Genomic DNA, 21,896 nt, shown 5'->3' with positions numbered 1-21,896 from the left:
TACTTTAATTATTAAAACGTTACGTTTAATCCAAAAGAGAATGTTTTCAGGTTTGGAAACACGTCGTATGCCGTATCACTGTCTCTATAAGAATATGGGTTATAAAAATTGTATGGGTTTAAAGCTGTTGCGTAAACGCGTACATTATTTAATTTAACTTTTTCAAGCCAGCGTTTTGGAAGAGAATAATTTAGCTGTAAGCTGGCTAAACGCATCCTGAAAGAAGAAACTTTCCAGAAATTTGATGTTGGACTTAAACTTGTTGATTCCCAGTTTGGGTTTGGCATGGTACCTGTCGGATTAAGGATAGGATCATAAATATCTCCCCAGATTTCGGGTACGCTTGCAAAAGTACGAGAGATTGAATTGTTCATTTTTTTACGGGCATCAATTTCCGACCATCCACCAAACGAACCTGAAATTACGGCTTCTATCCCAATTCCTTTATAACTGGCTTTCAATGTTGTACCGTAACCATAGTGGTTGGTAGCTTTTTTCGATAATTGTACCTGATCATTAAAGTCAATAATACCATCGGGACCAGCAAAGCTTCCATCGGGCTGTAGCGGGCCTCTCACATCTCTGTAATAAAGCATACCTGGTTTTAAATCTTTTGCCAGCACAGTAGTTGCACTTCCGGCATTGCCAGGACTAACGGCAGTAATTTTGTATGTGCTAACATAGGCATCAATTTCTGCCTGATCCTTAAACATCCCTAAATAATCATAGCCCCACTTGCCTACATCAGATGAGGTTCCGTTTCGGGGATTCCAGGGGTATAAAACATCATTGGCATTATAATCTGCTTTAATAACTTTGTTATCCGACCAGGCAAACCTGAAATCGACACCATAGCTGAAATCTTTTCCAATTTTATCATTCCAGCCAATACCTATTTCGTAACCAAAATAATCGGCAGTTGCATAGTTTTGTGAAGCTACCGAGCCACCAATGGTAATTGGAATGTTGGATGTTACCTCTGTTAAGATATTTGTAGCATGGTTATAGTAGCCATCAGCAGAGAAAGTAAGGCGGTTTTTAAGAAACTTGGCATCAATACCCACGTTGTTTTTCAGCTCGTCGCTCCATGTTGCATCCGGATTTGGCGAAGCTTCCATTTTGTAGCCCGCAGTGGCACCTAAATCAGCTCCAAACACTCCGCCCTTACCATCCTGGAAGGTATAACGCTGTCTCCACAGCCATGCTTTGGTTTGGTCGTTTCCTAATAAACCTATTGAGTATCTTAATTTTAAGAAATCAATACCCGGCACTTTAAAAAAGTCTTCTTCCGAAATTACCCAGCCCAATGAACCTGAATAAAAATTGCCCCAATAGTTACCTGGTGCAAATTTGGTAGAGGCATCACTCCTGAACATAAATTCAGCAAGGTATTTATCTGCATAACTATAATTGGCTCTTGCTACATAAGATAGCGATCCACCTTCTGATTTTGTGGTGCTTCCATCAATAGCACCAGTTGCGGAGTTAAACTGACCATTTGTTTGCTGTATTGGATCTGCTTTAAATACCACCTCGTTATTATAGGCCTGTTCCGATTTTTCGACCGTTGCCAAAGCACCAATCGTATGTTTCCCGAATGAGCGGTTGTAGGTAAGCACAAAGTTGGATTGCGTTGAGCTCTGTGTGGTATTCGAATAATAGAGCCTGTTACCATTCGATGCGGTAAGTGCTACAGGAGTTGTAGCGCCGTCATAAATATGTTTGTTTGTGCCCAGTGTAGTAAAGGTATATATATTATACTTTGTACCAATCTGGGAACCATTACTACTGCCCATATTTCTTGAATAAGCAGCCCTTGCACTCAAACCTTTTACAAATGGAATATCGTACTGTGCATTCAGGTTAACTGTAAAATTGTTGTTTCTGGTGTTGGCAAGGTTACCCAATTTTTCAATTTCGTAAAAATGATAAGTAGAAAAATCGTTGGTTGTTCCGGGTAATTTAACAGGGTATCCATTAATGTACATTGGAACATAACGTGGGGCAAGAATCAGGTTACGGTAATCGTTGTCATCCAGCTCACTACCAATTTTATTAAAAGTTTTAATCAGTTCGCTGTTGTTTCCCGAAACCTGTAAGCCTACTTTCAGATTTGTTGCAACTTTAATATCTGCACCCGACCTGAAATTCCAGCGTTTAAAATCAAGGCTCGAAAGATTCCCATCCTGCTTATAGTAAGCAATATCGCCAAAATAAGTTGCGCGGTCTGAGCCTCCTGAAACACTTAGGGTATGTTTCATGTTGTAGGAGGATTTCCATGCGTCTTCCAGCCAGTCGTAATTAATGTTTTTAAAATGTTCAAGCTCATCCTGACTAAAGAAACTATCTGCTGCAGAAGGACCAGTCGGATTTACATTAGCGCCGTTAGGTCCGTTCATAATATTATAATACATGCCAAACTGATAAGCACTCAACATTTTCGTTCTGTAAGCTTCATCGTTAAATGCGTATGAGCCGCTATAACTGATGCGAGGCGGACCAATTTTACCTCGTTTAGTTTTTACCAATACGACTCCGTTACCTGCTCTTGTACCATAAATTGCGGCTGATGCATCTTTTAAGAATGATAAACTCTCAATCTCAGAAGGATCAAGGTTATTGAAAAGTGTTGCATCCGGTTGTCCGTTTGAGGGATTAATCTGGATAACATCATCGATAACATAAAGTGGATCGGTAGAACCGCCATCTTTAGAAAATATGGTATTCGGATTTCTGATGGTAAGCTTTGCTGTAGAACCTGGTCTGGAAATACCTCCGCTTACCCCAACACCCAATATTTTTCCGGCCAGTGAAGCACCGATGTTACTTGCAGGAAGATCTTCTACTTCTGCCGCTTTAATATCAACCACGGCGCCTGTTAAATGACTTCTTTTCTGCGTGCCGTAACCGACTACCACTACATCTTCGAGGCTCTTGTTTTCGGATACCAGGCGTATAGCAATGTTGGTTTGTTTACCTACAGTAATTTGCTGCCTAACGTATCCGATAAAAGAAAATACCAGCACATCAGCATCAGATTTTACCTGAATGGTAAAATTTCCATCCGAATTTGTACTTACATTACTCGGAATCCCCTTTAAGCTTACATTTACACCGGGTATCCCCTGTCCATCTGCCTGATCGACAACCTTTCCGGTCACCTTTCGGTCCTGGGCAAAGAGGATTGTACTTGCCAGCAGCGTAAAAAGCAAGGACAAAGAAATTTTGCGTAAAAATTTTAAGTTCATCTTGTTATTTGGTTAGTTTTTAATCTAATTTCGACAAGTTTTATTGTCGTTCTTTTTCTTAATAACCGAGGTTTTAACCTGAGTTATTTCTGTTATATAGTGTTATTTTAAACTTTGCAAGCGGAGAGCATTAATATAGCGATATCAAGAATGATTTTTTTCGGATCGGTTAAGTCAGGATTAAACGGTGTTTCGTAGATAAGAATAACTTAAATGGAATGCAGTGATTTGGCTCATTTTTTATTTTGGTGTCGATAATTATTTGGTTAGAAAGTATATTATAATTCAAAATTGCATGCAAAATATGGCTATTTTTTGTATAATTTTCTCCAGCTATTATACCATTTTATCATTTAAAGAGTTCTCAGTTAACTAATAAAATATGGTACAGTTAGCATCATACAAGGTAGATAATAAATTCATATATAAATACAATATTTAAATAAAAAATATTTTAATATTAAATTTTAACCGTTGCGGAAGTTAAAAACGTTGTTTTAACGCTTATTTTAAAGTTTTGGTAAAAAAATATTTACAAAAGAACAGGAAGCAAAATAAATGCTCCCTTAAATTTAGGCTTAAAAATGGTGCTCCTGCTATAAGAAATTAAAGTGTAGTTCTAGAATATTGATATCATTTTCCTTAAGAAGGAAGAAAAAGAAGCAGTCAGAATCCATTATCCGCCTCTTAATTTAAATGGCAGTAAATAGAAAAGGGAGCAATCGCTGCTCCCTTTTGATCAAACCAAATATATGGCGGTACCAGCCGCCGGACAAAACATTTAACGCTGCACTTTAATGCTAACATTAATATAAGGTCTTTTCTGCAAGTCGGATGTAACTGCATTAATATATAACATCCCGTATTTACCTTCCGGAGTAAGGAAAAATACTGCATTACCTGGCGCCAAACCATTAGCCGGAACAGTTTGAGTAGTTTCGTTAAAAGTAATTGCCCTTGCCTTAGCCAGGGTTTCTATCGATGAGCCGGAAATTGCCGTGGTCAGAAATGCAGTAGCCTGACCGGTAACGGGCTGACTAAACTTAGTGGCCCTCTTCGGACTAAAGCCACTAATATCATAAACGGTTAATGGATTAGTAGTTACATTTAACGAATATAAATTTACCACCCAGGTTGGTGTCTGAACTGTAGAATTTGAGCCCGGCTTTCTATATATACCGAAATCTATCTTCGCAGCGTTAGCTGAAGCAGTGGTATAACTAAAACCAGTAGCATCTGTAAGTGATAAAAAGCTTGGTAAGGATTTCGCCACGGTATCAGGCAAATAAATATCTCTGTTGGCGTAAATCATGAAACTTGGATTTACATCAACGGTTACTTTTTTGTATCCGTCGCCAATGTACACTCCTTTTTCATTTAACGCACAAATACGATAGCTCTGTTTACCATCACGAAGTGCAGCTGCCGGAAAAGCGCTATTGGGAAGTTTAATAATGGTTGAAAAACTTCTGCGCTTGGCAGGATCGGTAATTGCGATGGTATAACGTGTAGACTGTTGTGTACCTGCAGAAACCTCAAAAACGTAAGAATACATGTCTTCTTTGGCAGAGTTTATGGTAAAATCAATCCATACCTCTTCTTTATCATTAACTACTTTATAATCGGTAACGCAGCGCGGATCGCTGTTGTTGAATGTTACGGTAACATCTTCGAACATATTAAATATGTTTGCCGACTCCTTTTTACACGAAGAGAAAAGAAACAGGCATAATCCGATGAGTAACTTGTTAATATATTTAGTTTTCATTATTTTAATTTTTAGTCAGATCAACTGAAACATTTATTCTTTAAATATTAATCAAGAGGGTCGAATGTGCCACCAGCCCATCCAATTGTTGGCAGAATTTTGTTTCCAAAACTCACAAAATCATTATGAAAGGTGTAGAAGTAATGAAATTCGGGTACGTTATACGGTAAATATGTGGTGTTTGTGATGATAACATTTTTAAAATACTTCGTATAAGTTGCTTTATCATTGATATTTAAGGTTTCTCTGAACAATGTTGTACCTCCCGGAACTGTTGGGTCTTCTAACACTTTTTTGTCTTTCTGGTCGGATCCTACCGGAGGATTCACCAACTGCACTTCCAGTTTAGACATATTTCCGGTTAACAGGTGCATGGTACGTGATCTTCTCAAATCTGAATTACGTTTGTTTTCAAAAGCGAATTCAATTTGTCTTTCGTTAAGAATTAAGTTACGCAACTGGGCAGTGCTGCCAGCCAGTGCAAGCCCATAATCTGCATCCCCGGCCACTACCCCGGCTCTCACCCGAATTTGTCTTATTAAATCTTTTGCACCTGCAATATTTCCAGTTTCATTCAAACAGTCAGCATAATTCAGCATTACTTCTGCAAACCTAAGTTCAATCCAGTCCATACCACTTCCACCACCAACAGAACTATTGTAAACAGAGGCGCTTGCTGTTAAAGCAGGTGTAGAAAAACGCTTTACATATACTGCCACTCCGCTGCTCTCTCCAACGGCAAGGTTATATGTCCATTGTTTTCTGTTTGCATTTCCGCTTAAAGGATATACCGAACCGTTTGTAGCAAAAGTGGCTTCAAATCTCGGATCTCTGTTTTGCCAGAACATGGTTGCATCGTATGGAAAAGCCGTAGATGTATTTAATGGCTTTCCATCCTTCATCGGATAGGCATCCAGCATTTTTGTGGTAGGCATAAAGTAAGTATTCGGAAAGCCAGTGCTTCCACCTTCAGATGTTGGTCTGACACGCTGCTCAGTTCCGTTCCCTCTGTTGGGTACTGTGTTTGAATAAGTTCTGACAAGGATTGCTTCGGTATTGGCCGTGCCTTCTACACGAAAAATATCCAAATAATTTGGCATTAATTTTTTACCCGCTGCAACACACATATCATAAGCTTCTTTATTAATGGTTAAAGCATCGGCCCATCTCGAAGCCTGAAAAGGATGTTTTGCATCATTGGTAGGGTTAAACTGGGGACTGGCCCAATACAATAACACTTTAGCTTTTAAGCATGTGGCAATCAGCTTTGTAATTTTACCTCTTCCATCGGCATCATTTGGTGCGAAGCCATCTAATAATACAATAGCATTATTCAGATCGCTTAATATGGCCGCAAAACATTCTTTAGCCGGTCTTCTGCCTTCATCGTATATACTTTCTCCTCCCTGTGGCGTTAATGGCAGAGGAACACCACCGTAAACTTTAACCAATTCGAAATAGGTTATCGCCCTTAGTGCATAATATTGCCCAAGCAATTCATTTTTCTTAGCAGTAACCATATTACTTCCTGGAAGATTGGCGATAGCATCATTACATCTTGCAATGTCCCAGTATTTATTCTGTCCCGGGTTACCGCCATAAGTGTTACCAGTGTACCTTACATCGTTGTTTCCCAACACACCTTGTAATCCAAGTGCTGCTTTTGCATTTGCATCACCATCAGGAAAATAGTTCTCGTCACTTGCATAGTGAACACCATAGCGATCAGGAACAAGCTGTAACGGAAACTGGTACATCGCTACATCATACACCCTGTTGAGGTGCAACTGTACTGAACCCTCGTTATCCCAAATGGCCTGATCGATACCGCCAGTATCCGGTAACAAGAAAAATTCATCTTTATTTACACAAGCAGGCAAAAGTGCAGCTAGCATTAAAACAGCTACTGCCTTTTTTATATTGTTTTTTATTTGATTAATCATTGCTCAAAAAAATTACAGGTTAACACTTAATCCTAAAGATATCGTTCTCAACATTGGATAATCCCATGCACTGGAAGTGTACGGATCTTTATATGGTAAAGGATTTACAATTGTCCAAAGATTATTTCCGGTGAGTAGAATCCGGGCTCCGCCGATTCCTAATTTATTTGCAAAAGCCGTAGGCGCTTTATAACTTAAAGTCATGGTATTGATGCGGATCATCGTTCCGTCAACAGCCCAAAAATCTGAGTTGATTCCTAATGATGGATCATCAAATCTGGGGTATTTGCCTTCCATTGGATTGTCTAACGTCCAGCGATCAGTCCAGATTGATAAGGTATTTCTGGTTTTCGACGGAGCTGTTCTCGCCCTGCTGTCGTAGAAAATTTTACCACCAAATCTTGCATTGATATTTGTATTTAAACTGAAGTTTTTATAGGTTAAATTTAACGAGATACCAGATGCAAAAAATGCATTTGTGTTGTTATACAAAGGCGCTAAATCGCTATCAGATATCACTCCGTCGGCATTGGTATCTTCATAATACAACCAACCGGGTTGCGGAATTTTATCGTAGATCCTGTAATTGGGGTATTTCGCCATCCAGCTATCAACCTCGCCCTGCGTTCTGAACATGCCCAGGTTTCTTAAACCATAATTGCTGGTATTGTATTTACGTGGGTCAGTACCGAATAATTGTAAGTTAGGAAATGTATTGTTAATCAGGTTTCCGGGTGTATAAAGAATTCTGTCTGTAACGGAGTTGCCGTAAGAGAAATTGATGCTCGCACTAAGATTCAGGTCTGTTGCAAGTTTTGCTTTATAGCCTATACTGAATTCAGAACCCCAGTTATAAAGTTGTCTGTAGTTTAATACCGGTGCCTGCGTACCAAAATATTGTGGATATTGATTATTTGCGCCCAATTCGAAACCATCATAAGTATAGTTTTGGAAAGCCTCAATACTAATATCCAGCTTGTTGTTAAACATCGAAGATTCTAAACCCACGTTAATTGTTCTTTTCTTTTCCCAGGTGATATCGGGATTGGCTAAACGCGAACGGTTTAAACTGTTTGAATTGGCATTACCATAAATGTATCCATTGGTTACATCAATCTGGAACCTGTCTTGCCATAAACGTACCCCAACCCTGTCATCTCCGGTGGTACCAACATTTGCCTTTAATTTTAAGAAATTGATAAAGCCAAGCACTTTGCTGTTTTTAAAGAACTTTTCCTGACTCACTACCCATCCTATTCCAATATTTGGCGAAACACCCCATCGGTTGCCTAAAGCGAAGTTAGATGATGCGTCGATACGGGCAATACCTTCAACCAGGTACTTTTTATCAAAATCATAACTAAAACGGGCAAAACCAGATCGCTTTGAAACAGCTGTCCTTTCTAAATTTGATGCCACCAATGTATTGATATCATAGGCCCAGAATTGATCTGCACCGGGAATGAGCTGATTGGTGTAGCGAACAGTTGAATTTTGTGTATTGCCTTCACTCTGCTCAGCACCCGCCAATATGCCAAATGTGTGCTTTGCGATTGTCTTGTTATATTGAAGCGTTAGAAAAAACTGATAGCTGTTATTATCACTTAAACCTGGCGTGAACGATGAGTTTGCTGCACTTGTTGGCTGAAAAGTTGCGGCAGTAGCCGTTGGTAACTGATTGGTAAACAATTCCTGGTTATTACCTCTTTTCACAAAATTGTACAGCGTAAATGGTGGTATATATTGTGTGTTTTTCGAAGATCCGCTTGATTGCGAAACCTGACCTTTTATTACAAGTCCTTTTAAAAAGGTTGGCTCGTAAGTTAATGCCGCATTAATACGGTATGATTTATTGGAGCCATTATTATAGTAACCAGATTCTGAAATGGCTAACGGATTTATATTAGCAGGATTTACTCCGCTAACGTTATAATTAACAAATTTTCCATCGATAGCAATTGGAACCCATCTTGGAACTGTTATCAGTCTTTCAAAAAAGGCTGCATCATTATCCTGAGCATTATGGTGCAGTTCTTTTGTACCATAATCTACGTTAAAATTCACATCTGCTTTTAAGCCGTTCGCTACCGTAGCAACCACACCACTTCGGAATGAATATTTATTGAATTTCATTCCTGCATAGTTTCCGTTTTCGCCCTGGTAACTTCCTCCTGCGAAAAAGGTAATTTTATCACTCCCCCCAGAAATGCCTATGTTATGTCTTTGAGTAGCAGCCGCCTGCCAAACTTCATCGTACCAGCTTTTATAATCCAGCGTTTTGATATACTCTAAATCTTCCGGAGCGAAATAATCCGATGCAGCAGCACCCTGAGAACGGAAGGTATCATTTAACAATAATGCGTGCTCATATCCTGATAACATTTTTGGCACCTTAATCGCGTCAGAAATGCCCAGGTAACCATTGTATGTTATACTTGGCCTACCTATTCTACCTTTTTTTGTAGTAACGAGGATAACACCTTTAGCACCGGCAGCACCATAAATTGCAGCAGAAGCATCTTTTAAGAAGGTTAAATTTTCAATCATAGATGCGTCTATATTATCAAAAGCTTCTCTGGTTACGGTAATATTATCGACAACATAAAGCGGTTCATCTGTGGTACCAGCCGCGGCAGTAGTAGTGGTAGAATTTCTGATATTTAAGGTAATTGGAGAGCCTGGCCTGCCTGATGACTGGCTTACTCCAACACCAGCAACCCTATTCCTTAATGCACCTGCCAGGTTAGGTGCAGGAACATCCTGAATTTCGGCACCGCTAATGGTTGCTACAGCACCAAGAATTTCTGATTTTTTCTTGGTTCCGTAACCAATAACCACCACAGCATCTTCATCCAAAGACTGAGTATCTTCTGTAAAATTTACAGTTAAATTTGTTTTTCCGGCTAAAGGAATGGTCTGTCTGATATAGCCAACGAAAGAAAAAACCAAAGCATCAGTTGCCGGATCGGCAATCAGCGCAAATTCTCCTTTATCATTAGTGCTTACGTTATTGGTTTTACCGCGGATCCCTACAGTTACGCCAGGAACAGGCTGCCCGTCTTTTTTGTCTACAACCTTACCCGTAATCTGTTTTTGCTGGGCAAAAACAGCGGCACATGTAGACAGCATGAGCACTAAAACCCACGTGGTTTTTCGTAAAAATTTTGAGTTCATATTTGTTATTTGGTTAGTTTTTTAATAGTAATTAGATTCAATTCTCCTTATACATGCCATAAAATGCCATGATTAAGGTGCAACATATCCATACAAAGCAAGCGTATGTTGCTTTATTGGTCATCTAATAAATTTTTCCGGTTAAGGAGGTGTTGTTCTGGTTTGTTTTTCAGCTTGCTAGTCAGGCAAGGGATTAGATAGCGTTGTAAATTTCGGTTAGGATAATTTTAATTTAGATTTTTCATCTCTGTACTTTTAGTAAAACTTATTTTGGTTAGAAAGTATATTTCACAATAAATAAATAGGGTGAAATATGGGATATTAACAAATCAAAGGGTACAAATTGTCTTATTTATCAAACTGGTTAACAATTTAATTTTAAGCTATTTAGGTAATTTCAATGCTCATACAATATACAATTAAATTCATATATAAATGAAATATTCTTAAATAAAAAAACAAAAAAAATAATGGAGTGCTAAACAGGCTCCATTATACATACTAATTTGATTGTTCTTTCGCTTTTCTACGCTTCTCCCACTCTATTCCCTCTTTCTTTAAATCATATCCGGCAGCCGAAAGATAATTGTTGATGCGGCCTTTGTATTTACCAAACCAGGCATGTTTCTTATCTGACGATTCTGCATCCATGGCATGCTCCCTGGCCTCGGTTAACCAGGTAAGGATCTGTTTTTTCTGATCGTCACTTAATGTTAAAATTTCTTCCTGATAAGCTTTGTAAGTGATGGGCAATACATTATATGTCATGCCATTTTTTACCAGTTCTACCTGCTCATTAGTAAGTTGTGCAGAAAGTTTGCTAATGTACTTTTTATGAAGCTTAGCCAGTGTGGCATCAACCATACGGCTATCTTTTGCAAGTGCCGAATCTCGCTCTGTCTTGTTATCTTTGTTTTTTTCTTTAATTTCTTTAACCCTGCCGTCACGCGCAGCGTAGATATCATTCAAATCGCTGTACTGGTCGCGCACAATTGCCGTTACTTTTTCCGTTTTTTTAGCGTCACTAATTCCGAGATTAGCCACAATTTTAGCAGCGCGGTCGGTAATCATTTTTATATAGGCTTCTTTATCGGCAGCAGCATTATTTTGCGCGAAAATGGAGGTAATACCTGCAAATGTTAACAACAGGGCCAAAATGGATGATTTCATGTTTATGATATTTTAAATAGAATTTATTTTTAATGGAATCTGCTCTTTTTATAGCGTAAAAAATTTAAAGAGAAAACGTTGCGTAACCATAATTTTGGTTAGATGGATGATTAAATTTCCAGCCTAAATTAGTAGAATTTTTGGTAGTTTCTCCTTGTCTCATCATTTATTAATAAACAAAAAATTTATATAAAAATAATTTGTCGGTTTATAATTTGGTTAAGCCTTTGCGGCTATATACAAAACTCAACATAGAAAAACACTATTTTCTAATGGTTTTTAGCAAATTAATATAGGATATTATCATTTAACTCTTTAACTTTAGGCCTGCTGCACAAATTTAACCGCATTGGTTATTGCAGCGTTAACCAAATATTTTAACACAAAGATGAAACCCCATTTTCATAAAGTTCCCATTACTTTACAAAGCTCCTTCAGTATCCGTCATGACATTAAACCCGATTTTGGAAACATCTGGCATTACCATCCCGAGCTTGAACTTCATTATGTAATCAAAGGCGAGGGCGTCCGTTTTATTGGCGACAACATCAGCAATTTTGTGCCTGATGAGATGGTACTTTTGGGCGAAAATCTCCCGCATACCTGGCGCTGTAAAGATGAGTACTTTCAGAATAATCCCGATCTGACAACGGAAGCCATGGTGATTCATTTTCTGCCTGATTGTTTGGGCAAATACATGCTTACTTTACCGGAAGCTTACCTGATCCCTAAATTGTTCGAAAAAGCCAAGAGCGGGATGGTGATTAAAGGAAAAGCCAAAGATAAACTGGTTGATTTAATGCGGGCTGCTGTTGATGCAACCAATTTAGACAGGATAATTATTTTGCTTTCGATATTAAAAACATTAGCCGAAACGGATGAATATTCTACAATTGTAACCAGTAAAAACACTTTCTATCAATCGAACGAATCGGAAACTTTACGCATCAATAAAATCTGCAATTATACGCTCAGCAATTATAAAAAGGATATCACTTTAGAAGAAGTGGCCTCATTAAGCAATTTAAGCGTGACTTCTTTCTGCCGTTATTTTAAATTGATGACCAAAAAAACCTTTTACGATTTTTTGATCGAGATCAGGGTAAGTCATGCCTGCAGGTTTCTGATTGAGAATAAGTTACCCACCGAGATGATCTGTTTTGATTGCGGATTTAACAATGTATCGAATTTCTACCGGCACTTTAAAAAGGTAACCGGAATGACGCCACTGGACTATAAAAGGAAGTATTTGAATTAAATTTTATTTTGCTCTCGTTTGGAAACAAGCACAGACGTCTTTCATGTTTAAACCTGCGAGGTTTAAAAAAAAATATTATATAAAAACCTTAATATTCAGATTGTTGCGTAGAGAAGTATAGTCATCAAATAAAGTTTCCATGCCTTTTACCTCACTTGTTGTAAATGCACCAACGTTTCTGCGTGTAAAAGTCGAAATGTTTAAACCCCGTTTTTGAAGGAAATATTTTGAAACCACCGGATAAACATGGTGCATTACCTCCATATTATCAATCAAAAACTGTTGTACAGCCTGCACCTCATTATTTAGCGATTCGTCACTATAATGATCACATAACCAAACAATTAACTCCGGAAAATAATTACCCTGGATACAGGATAAGCCTGAAGCACCTGCCTTTAAGGATTCTACTGCATGCCCCATATAAGCATCATACAAACCAAAAGCATTCCCATCAGTAAGTTTAAGCTTTTCTTTAATCTGCACAAGATCCAGGCAGGTATCTTTATGATAAATTACCCTCCCTGTTGCTACAAAATCAGCTAATTGTTTTGGTTTTAACACCCTTTTATAAGGTACCGGACATTCGTAAAAACCCATCGGGATATCTCCTGTCTGGCTTAGCAGCTCAAAAACACGCTCGTTAAATATTTCATCGGTTTCATTTTCATTGGCCAATAAGCTGGTAATGGCAATTACCGCTTCTACGCCGGCATCGCTCACCTCCTTTACAAAATCAGCCTGTTTGGCAATTTCACCTCCAAAAGTTCCGGTGGCTACTACAGGCACAGCCCCATTGGCTACTTTTATCACGTGTTTTATGGCCTGGATCCTTTCCTTATCAGTTAATTCAAACATTTCGCTCGAGAGGCAATTGGCAAATAAACCTGATGCCCCGGCCTGTAAATAAATTTCTGTTAGTTGAGTTAAAGCAGGGAAATCGATGTTACCGTTGCTCAAAAATGGCGTGAGCATAACCGGGATGAACCCTTTTTGTGAGTTTTCCATTATAGTATGATATGGTAAATGTTCTATGTAGTTTTGCCCGGATAAGGTCGGAATGAGCTTAAAGGACTGTTTTTGTCTTTTTGTTTTTAATTTTTGTCAGGAAAAGTCCTGTTAAAAAAATGGTTAAAGTACCGATAACGATAATCATGTTTTTATGTAAAGGATTTCTAAAAACTTCGTATTCTGGAGGAAGAAGGGAAGAAAATGTCATCCATATAATTACAGCGATACCAATAATGGTTGCGGTGATGGCTTCGTGGTTTTTGCTTTGCCTGCTGATGATACCGAGTAAAAAGAGCCCCAGCATTCCGGCTGCAAAAATGCCTGATAATTCCCACCAAACATCTAAAATGCTTTTGACGCCGATCATGGCAATCCCGGCAATCATACCCAGCAGTCCAAATCCTACCGTCGCTAAATGCAACAGGGATAAATTCTGTTTTTCAGTTATACCAGGCTTGAAATATCTTTTATAAATATCTACCGAAAATACCGTTGCAGAAGCATTCATTCCGGAACTAATGGTACTCATTGCAGCAGATAAAATTGCTGAAACAATTAGTCCGACCAAACCTACCGGAATCTTAGTGACCATAAAATGCGGCATTATTTTATCGCCATAATCTGCCGGCACCAAAGCATCTTGTACTTTCAATATTTCTGCTGCTGATGCATGTAAAGGCAAGCGCTCAACGGCTACCTGGTGTTTGATCGATTGCACCAGTTCGGGATTAACCTCATAATAAGCAAACAAGCAAGATCCTATAATGAAAAACAACAACGAGGCCGGGATGTATAACCAAACGCACAACCAGATAGATTTCGACGCGGCTTTACCTGATGATGCAGTATGGTAACGCTGAATATAATTCTGGTCCATCCCAAAATTGTTGAGATTGATGAAAAAACCATAAAGCAGAACCACCCAAAATGATGATCCTACGAAATCGAATTTAAAACTGCCCAGACTAAATTTATCAGCCGATTTTCCGATTTCTACAATCTTTGATGCGCCTCCCGGCATGTTTGTGATGATCAGGTATAAAATGAGCAGTGCACCTAAGGTTTTAACGATCGCTTGCACTACTTCTGTCCATATTACCGCTTCAATTCCTCCTAAAACGGTATAAACGATGATACAGATACCCATTACAATCATAATTACCTGCATAGAATAGCCTGTAAGTGCCTGTAAACTCAACGCGATTCCGAAAAATATCGATCCCATCCTGGCCAGCTGCGTTAATAGAAAACAAACTACGGCATAAACCCTTGCCCAGGCGCCAAAACGTTTTTCTAAATGGGTATAAGCCGAAATCTCTCCTGTGTTTCGGTAAAATGGCACAAAATATTTAGAGGCCACCCATGCCGCCAAAGGCATCGAAATGCTGAATACAAATGCATTCCAGTTTCCGCCAAAAGATTTACCTGGCACACCCAAAAAGGTATTGCTACTTAAAAATGTTGCATAAATAGATAAACCTATCGCCCATCCGGGGATCAGGCCCGAAGCTTTTGTAAATTGCTCGGAATTTTTATTTTTTCGCGAAAAATAAACCCCAACTAATATCATCCCAACAAGGTAAATGAAGATGATCGCAAGATCGGTTATAGGAAGACCTTTCATTACTTGTTGGCTCGTTTATTAATTTGGTTAAAACAAATATGCATCGCTAAATATCATCATTAATATAAGATTTTGGCCACATATTATACCATCTTATCTTATTGAACATCTAAAGCATCAACTGCAAGGCCTTTGGTTTCGGTTGCAATTAAACGCACTTTATAACTTCCGGCGTTAATCATGCTGCCGGTATTGGTGCTCAGGTAATTCCATTTCCCCTCTTTTGTAGGGGCAAATTCGGCTATTTCTGTTTTCATTAATGTTCCGTCTGCCGATAAAAATTCCAGTCTGGCCTTTAATGGTTGACTGAATGGATTATGGTACTTAATGGTTAAGGAATAGGTGTCGGCAACGCCCACTGAGATATTCCAGGTTAAACTACCCTGATCGGCAGCATTAAAAATTACCCGCTGTTTATCCATCAACACTGCTTTTGTAACCTCTTTGCCCTCTAAAATGCCATCGGTAGCTTTGTAGCTTGTGGTGGTTTTTAAATCATAAGCGGGTTGTAAATGGGTAACCGGCAAAACAAAAACCGTAGCAGTTCTGCTGTCGAATATCATTCTTTCGTTAGGATCAAGTCTTTTACGGTAAAGTGCAAAGGCTTCTTCATTACTATTGCTCAAAGTGGTTTTCGTATTTACAAAACCTTGAGGGATACTGCTGTTTTTAGTTAGCGCAATAAAGGCATCAACGCTGTCAATAGCCATAAATTCAATACTTTCTTGTCCGCGGGAAGCTTTTAACCATTCCGCGCCATATAAATTCGATGGAAGTTCGGTAAATGCTGATTTTTCTCCTTTAAATTGTTCGTCACCAATATCCAGCCAACTGTTTAATTCCGCATTTTTAATTTTACTTAGAAGCGAATTGCTTACCGGCGCAGCTTGAATATTTTGCTTTAAACTGGCAATAGCAATGGCCGAAATCACTGCCTGCCCCACTTTAACCTCCGGAAAGTTAATATCCAGAAAGCCACCTTTAACGGTAGTTTTGATTGTTTTCTTCAATAAGGTGTTACTGCCGGCTTCTTTCCAGATATCTAAATCTTTAATTACGGTTTTGCCGTTAAAGGCTATATCAAATAAACGCATGGCCTGAGCATTGAAACCACCACCGATGCCCAGCCAGGGTTCGATAAAATAGAGTTCAACCAGATATTCTCCATCAGGTAATGGAAAGTGATACTTCAACTGATCCCGTCCGTATCTGAAAGTTTGAAAAAGCTTCCAGTCTTTGGTGCCATTAACGGGTTGGAAAGTACGCCTTTGACTGGCAAAAAAATCAGGAGCACCTTTAAAATTAGTGGTCCATGAGGTAGAGCCAAAACGATCAGCAGAACTTAGGTTTCTGTCTGCAGACCATTGGTTACCATTAGTATCCGTATAATTCCCTCCGCCACAATTTACACGATACACATAGCTGTAGCCCTGTACCGGATCGATTAATTGTTTATCCGAAATTAAACCAATAAAATTTGGACTTTGAGGTAAATTCTGCAGCACAATCTGATCTTTGGCAACTGCTTTCCCGTCAACATAACCTACTGCATAAAGCATGTTATATTTAATTTCAGGCTTATCCCATTGGAGATGAGTTCCAATTCCGCCACGTTTCTTTTTTCCTAAAGACTGTCTGCTTATATCGTTAAATAATTCTACTTCATCACAGTTGGAATAAACCACAATGCTATCTTTTATTCCCGGTTTTGTCCATCGGTTTGGCCAGGTATGCGAAACGATGTAAACCATCGGATTGGTCTGTTTCGAAGCATAATTGGCCCTGAACATGTAGAAAACATCTGTTGGTTCTTCCCAGGGAGTAAACATGCCCTTGTAATTTACAGGACCAACCCGATCCAGATCCCTTAAACCCTCGCCTCCCTGTACCCTGCCAGGGTTATCGTGCGAGCTATATAACCAGAAAAAATGACCAGCAGTTTCAGCTTTCACTGATTCGGCCAGGCGTACTTTCGTTTCCATTAAATCGGTCATTTTGTTTTCGGTATAACCTTTACCGTTTGCATCGGTATCATGAAGATCGATGGTTCTCCAGGCACCATATTCGCCAACTAAAACCTGCCTTTTGAGGTCTTCTCCATAAGTTAAAGGGTTGCCGCCATAAGTGCCGGTCCAGTTTTGTGGCACATCCCAATCTGTTCCTTTACCGCCATTACAGGTGGTTACTTTCCTTTGCGAAGAAGCGGTTGGATCCAGTTTCCTAATGAGTTCGGTACATTCTTTTGCAAAATCTTCGGGCAGCGTACTTTCGTTTTCCAATCCCCATAAAACTACCGCAGGACTGTTCCTTCTTTCTTTTACCCAATCTGTTAATAGCGTTTTAAAGTTCTTCCTGAACTCAGGCGTATCGTACCAGATATGCGCAGCCATTTGTGTCCAGCATAAAATACCCTCTTTATCCCAGTAATCGGAATAAAGTAGATTATGTGGTTGGTGCGCATCGCGGAAAGCATTGAAACCTGCCGCTTTAATTTGCATTACCCTCGATCTGATCTGTTCGCTACTAAAAGCATGACTCTGACCGATTAAATGCTCATATTCAGCAATGCCATTGATAAATACAGGTTTTCCGTTTAATAAAAATTGTTTTTGATTAGCCTGATCGCCTATAGGCCAGCTGATCCACCGGATACCATAAGGCGTTTTGAGTTCATCTACAACTTTTCCATTTTCAATAACAGTGGTTAGCAGCTTATAGAGATACGGATTTTCGAGCGACCAAAGCTTTGGATTGATGATTTTATCTGTTTGTTGATCGATCTGGATTTCTTTTCCGGCCGGGACTGAAATTGTTTTTTTGAGTTCTTTAACCTGCTTTCCATTTGCATCAAGCAAACGGTTAATCAGCGTTATATTTTTAACTTTTAAAGTATAGTTTTTTATGGTACTGCTTAAGTTTAAAACAGCTGATTTTTCAGAGATTTTGTTGTCGTTCCAGATATGGATGCCAAATGGCTGGATGCGAATATCATTGGTCACAATTAAATGTACCGGACGGAAAATCCCCATAGGCTGCGAACCTTCTGAAAAACCACGTTCGGTTGAGCAACCACCATCAACCCAGGGTAAATCCTGGATATTTGCAGGATGATCGGCACGCAAAGCCAAAATATTGTCCTGGCTATTGAGCTTAATGGCTGATGTTACATCAAGGGTAAAAGTTGTTCTTCCGCCGGCATGATAACCCACATTTTTGCCATTTAACCAAACTGTAGCATACGATCCTACTCCTTCGAAAAATAAAAAGAAACGTTTACCGTTTTTGATGTTGTTAGTTTTGAATGTTTTGCGGTACCAGGCGTAGCCATGTTTATTGCCATGAAGTTTACGCTGGTACCCTTCATACTCGTCCCAGTTATGTGGAACATTTACATTTGTCCAGTTCTGGATTTTATAGCTTACGTCTTGAAAACCATCATAAGCATTCTGGTTTTTCTCATCAGCAATGGTTTGCCAGTTGGTGTTTAGGGAGATATCTTTTCTTATTTGATTTTGTGCGTGAGCTAAATTGATAGCAAATAGAAAAGTAATAAATAGAAGTATTTGCTTAAAATTTATACATTTAACTGGTCTTTGAGGATACAAACCAGGGGAATGGAAAATAACAATTAAAAGCGTTAGCGCTATTGGTTCGTGGAGACACGAACCATGGCGCGCGAAATGTTTCAATTTTCGTATGTGTAAACAAAGACTAAGGTGTTTGAAATTCTGGAAGGCTATATTCCCTCTAGCCGAGGTACGTGTCCCCACGGACCTTATTACGTTCAAAATACTTTTTAAAATGCCTTTTAAACCTCCATCCCTAGCCGAGGTACGTGTCCCCACGGACCTCATTACGTTCAAAATACTTTTTAAAATGCCTCTAAAGTCTCTTGTCATTTCAAATCTCCATTCAGTTTATACGTTTCACCCGCTTTAGTTTCGATGCTGACGCTATTATTTTTGTAGTGGATTTTACAATTTCCACCTGTTTTGGATTTTACGGTAAGCGAGGTCAACAATCCATTTGCCCAGGTTAAATCCAGTTCGAATCCACCACGTGCCTGTAAACCTTTAATTTCTCCGTTAGGGATTTCAGATGGTAATGCCGGTAAAATATCAAGATAATCCTGATGGCTTTGAACGATCATTTCGGCAATTCCGGCAGCACCTCCAAAGTTTCCATCAATCTGGAATGGCGGATGGGCATCAAAAAGATTTACATAAGATCCTGCGCCGTTATTGGCAGGTTTCATTAACATTTTAACCAGTTTCATGGCATGGTTGCCATCTTTAAACCTTGCCCAAAAGTTGATTTTCCAGGCTAAACTCCAGCCTGTAGCCTCATCTCCGCGGTAAAGTAAAGATTGTTTTGCAGCCTGCATCATTTTTTCGTTACTATCCCAGGTTATATCATTTCCGGGGTAAACGCCCCACAAATGCGAAACATGGCGGTGTTTACTTGCCGTATCATCAATATCGGTTAACCATTCCTGTAGTTGTCCGTATTTGCCAATCTGGTTGGGTGCAATTTGATTAACTTTTTCGGTTAACGATTTCCTGAATTCCCCATCAATACTCAATACTTCGGCAGCTGCAATACAATTTTTAAAGAGTGAACGGATAATCTGATGATCCATTGTAGGCCCAGCAACCAAACCTCCGTTTTCGGGCGAATTAGATGGTGTGCTAATCAGCCAGCCTGTTTTGGGGTCTTTCACTAAAAAATCTTCAAAAAATAAAGCGGCCTGTTTCATTAAAGGATAAGCTTCATTTGACAGGAATTTGCGGTCTTTACTGAATTGATAATGCTCCCATAAATGCTGACTTAGCCAGGCACCACCACTTACCCAAATACCATGGTTGGAGGCATTAATGGGTGCTGTACCATTCCATAAATCGGTATTATGGTGCAAAACCCAACCTCGGGCATTGTAATATGCTTTAGCCGTTTCTGCGCCCGTTTTTGATAAACCTTTAATTTTATTAAATAATGGTTCGTTTAAAGCTGATAAATTAAGGATTTCTGTTGGCCAGTAATTCATTTCGAGGTTAATATTGGTGGTGTACTTGCTACCCCATGGCGGCGTGAGCAGATCGTTCCAAATGCCCTGAAGATTGGCGGGTTGTGTACCCGGCCTGGAGCTCGAAATCAATAAATAACGACCATACTGCATGTACAAAGCAGCAAAAGCAGGATCGTTTGCACTGGCGAATTTTTCCAGTCTTTCATCTGTAGGCAGTTTCTCATTCTCTGAACGGCCAAAATCGACACTAAAACTTTTGTAATAACTTTGGTATTCTTTGACATGATTCTGCTTAATTGCAGCATAAGATTTTCCTTTTAAGCTGTTTAATGCTTTAACATTAGCCGTTGCAGGATTTCCCGAAACATCCTGAGCGTTGATAAAATTAGTTCCTGCAGTTAAATAAAGCGTTACTTCGTCGGCCTGGTTGATACTGATTTTGCCATTTACAGTTTTTACAGTTCCATTTTTTATTAAGGCTGTTAACCGGCTTTCGCCCTTAATGGTGCCATCTTTTACCTGTATGGACAAGGCAATTACATTATTTCCTAAAGTTTTTACCAACGATTTTCGGTGGGCACTGGAAAGTTCTGCATCAAAACTGATGGATGCTTTTTTATCAGCCGTTAAATGAATCACCAAGGCCTGATCTGGCTGACTGGCAAAATATTCACGTGTGTAATTTATACCATTTAAAGTATAAGTGGTTTTAGCAACAGCGTTACTGATATCCAAAGATCTTTTATAATTAGAAACAGTCGATTTAGTCGGTTTGAAGTATAAATTCAGGTCGCCAAAAGGCTGGTAACTGGCCTGGTATTGCGGAACAGCAGGCGGATCTTCATCCTGGATTTTATACTTCCATTCTTTTACCAATGAAATTCCTTGTTCTACATTACTTCCTACGGGATAAATCCCGATTTTTTTTGAAGTGTCTTTATAACCCGCAAGTCCTCCTTTATCAAAATAATTGAGCACTTGTATGGCGATCACATTTATGCCCTTTTTGATTAGCTTAGCCGGAATGGTATATTTTCGAGGCTCTGTATTATCGGTATTGCCAACCAGTTTGCCATTGATATAGGTGAAATCCTGGTCGCGGATGCGGTTAAGATCGAGTATAAGGTCTTTTCCGAGCCAATTCTCCGGCACATCAAAAGTAGTTCTAAACCACACTGCCCCATCTAAATTGGCCAAACCTACGGCTTCCCATCCTTCGTAAGAAGGTACTTTAATGCTTTTCCAAAGTTTGTCATCAAAATTGGCTAATGCCGGATTACCCTGAATGCCTTTGCCCGCTTTCATTTCGCTAACCCAAACTTCACGGTCACCGGAGCTACTTTGAAGTCCCATAAACTGTTCCTGCGCCAAAGCTTCAGCCTCTTTCTGTTTGCCTTCGAAAAGTAATTTCCTGATTTCCGGTAAGTATTGGTAAGCATCCTTGCGGTTATAATCACGCGGCTTGCCAGTCCAAACGGTTTCTTCGTTAAACTGGATGTGATCAACTGCAGTTCCGGCAAAAATCATGGCGCCTAATCGTCCGTTACCGATTGGTAATGCATCTGTCCACTTTTCGGCAGGTTTAGTGTACCATAAAGTATGGTTGTTTTCCTGTGCAAAACCGTTAAAATGTGCAGCGAATAATAAAATCGCCCATAAAAATTTAACCTTCAT

General features: G+C 39.3%; 10 protein-coding genes. 1 reads left to right on the top strand and 9 read right to left on the bottom strand.

Annotated features, from left to right (window positions below; translation table 11 throughout):
• Positions 1 to 11: 11 nt before the first annotated feature.
• The 5 genes from ABD769_RS13660 to ABD769_RS13640 all read right to left on the bottom strand — a co-directional run bounded on the left by ABD769_RS13660 (position 12) and on the right by ABD769_RS13640 (position 11,303).
• Positions 12 to 3,248 carry a SusC/RagA family TonB-linked outer membrane protein gene (locus ABD769_RS13660; RefSeq protein WP_344851976.1) on the bottom strand — a complete coding sequence of 1,079 codons (3,237 nt, stop codon included), beginning with the start codon at positions 3,246 to 3,248 and terminating at the stop codon, positions 12 to 14.
• Positions 3,249 to 4,029: 781 nt separating this feature from the next.
• On the bottom strand, positions 4,030 to 5,016 hold the full coding sequence (locus ABD769_RS13655; RefSeq protein WP_344851975.1) for a hypothetical protein: 987 nt from the start codon (positions 5,014 to 5,016) through the stop codon (positions 4,030 to 4,032).
• 47 nt (positions 5,017 to 5,063) lie between these two features.
• The gene (locus tag ABD769_RS13650) at positions 5,064 to 6,959 is read right to left on the bottom strand and encodes a RagB/SusD family nutrient uptake outer membrane protein (RefSeq protein WP_344851974.1); all 1,896 of its coding nucleotides are present in this window, start codon (positions 6,957 to 6,959) and stop codon (positions 5,064 to 5,066) included.
• 12 nt (positions 6,960 to 6,971) lie between these two features.
• Positions 6,972 to 10,133, bottom strand: coding sequence for a SusC/RagA family TonB-linked outer membrane protein (locus tag ABD769_RS13645; RefSeq protein WP_344851973.1), 3,162 nt, complete (start codon positions 10,131 to 10,133; stop codon positions 6,972 to 6,974).
• A gap of 501 nt (positions 10,134 to 10,634) precedes the next feature.
• Positions 10,635 to 11,303, bottom strand: a complete 669-nt coding sequence (locus tag ABD769_RS13640; RefSeq protein ID WP_344851972.1) for a DUF3826 domain-containing protein — start codon at positions 11,301 to 11,303, stop codon at positions 10,635 to 10,637.
• Positions 11,304 to 11,691: 388 nt separating this feature from the next.
• Here ABD769_RS13640 and ABD769_RS13635 point away from each other — a divergent pair, with 388 nt between their 5' ends.
• Entirely contained in the window at positions 11,692 to 12,561 is an 870-nt protein-coding gene (locus tag ABD769_RS13635) for an AraC family transcriptional regulator (RefSeq protein WP_025143623.1), read from the top strand.
• Between the two features lie 75 nt (positions 12,562 to 12,636).
• On the opposite strand, the gene ABD769_RS13630 is transcribed toward ABD769_RS13635, so the two are convergent.
• The 4 genes from ABD769_RS13630 to ABD769_RS13615 form a co-directional block, all read right to left on the bottom strand.
• A complete protein-coding gene (locus tag ABD769_RS13630) occupies positions 12,637 to 13,569 on the bottom strand; it encodes a dihydrodipicolinate synthase family protein (RefSeq protein ID WP_344851971.1) in 933 nt (310 codons plus the stop codon).
• A gap of 58 nt (positions 13,570 to 13,627) precedes the next feature.
• Positions 13,628 to 15,196, bottom strand: a complete 1,569-nt coding sequence (locus tag ABD769_RS13625; protein ID WP_344851970.1) for a sodium:solute symporter family protein — start codon at positions 15,194 to 15,196, stop codon at positions 13,628 to 13,630.
• A gap of 98 nt (positions 15,197 to 15,294) precedes the next feature.
• Positions 15,295 to 18,885, bottom strand: a complete 3,591-nt coding sequence (locus ABD769_RS13620; protein ID WP_344851969.1) for a malectin domain-containing carbohydrate-binding protein — start codon at positions 18,883 to 18,885, stop codon at positions 15,295 to 15,297.
• Positions 18,886 to 19,091: 206 nt separating this feature from the next.
• Positions 19,092 to 21,896, bottom strand: a complete 2,805-nt coding sequence (locus tag ABD769_RS13615; RefSeq protein WP_344851968.1) for a glycoside hydrolase family 95 protein — start codon at positions 21,894 to 21,896, stop codon at positions 19,092 to 19,094.

Origin of the sequence: Pedobacter jeongneungensis (assembly GCF_039538295.1) — a bacterium.
Classification (GTDB): Bacteria; Bacteroidota; Bacteroidia; order Sphingobacteriales; family Sphingobacteriaceae; genus Pedobacter; species Pedobacter jeongneungensis.
This window is presented reverse-complemented; position numbering and strand designations above follow the sequence as displayed.

What these genes read in the sequence shown, in the direction of transcription:
- ABD769_RS13660 (WP_344851976.1), bottom strand. Translation starts at nt 3,248, where the DNA reads ATGAACTTAAAATTTTTACGCAAAATTTCTTTGTCCTTGCTTTTTACG.
- ABD769_RS13655 (WP_344851975.1), bottom strand. Translation starts at nt 5,016, where the DNA reads ATGAAAACTAAATATATTAACAAGTTACTCATCGGATTATGCCTGTTT.
- ABD769_RS13650 (WP_344851974.1), bottom strand. Translation starts at nt 6,959, where the DNA reads ATGATTAATCAAATAAAAAACAATATAAAAAAGGCAGTAGCTGTTTTA.
- ABD769_RS13645 (WP_344851973.1), bottom strand. Translation starts at nt 10,133, where the DNA reads ATGAACTCAAAATTTTTACGAAAAACCACGTGGGTTTTAGTGCTCATG.
- ABD769_RS13640 (WP_344851972.1), bottom strand. Translation starts at nt 11,303, where the DNA reads ATGAAATCATCCATTTTGGCCCTGTTGTTAACATTTGCAGGTATTACC.
- ABD769_RS13635 (WP_025143623.1), top strand. Translation starts at nt 11,692, where the DNA reads ATGAAACCCCATTTTCATAAAGTTCCCATTACTTTACAAAGCTCCTTC.
- ABD769_RS13630 (WP_344851971.1), bottom strand. Translation starts at nt 13,569, where the DNA reads ATGGAAAACTCACAAAAAGGGTTCATCCCGGTTATGCTCACGCCATTT.
- ABD769_RS13625 (WP_344851970.1), bottom strand. Translation starts at nt 15,196, where the DNA reads ATGAAAGGTCTTCCTATAACCGATCTTGCGATCATCTTCATTTACCTT.
- ABD769_RS13615 (WP_344851968.1), bottom strand. Translation starts at nt 21,896, where the DNA reads ATGAAGGTTAAATTTTTATGGGCGATTTTATTATTCGCTGCACATTTT.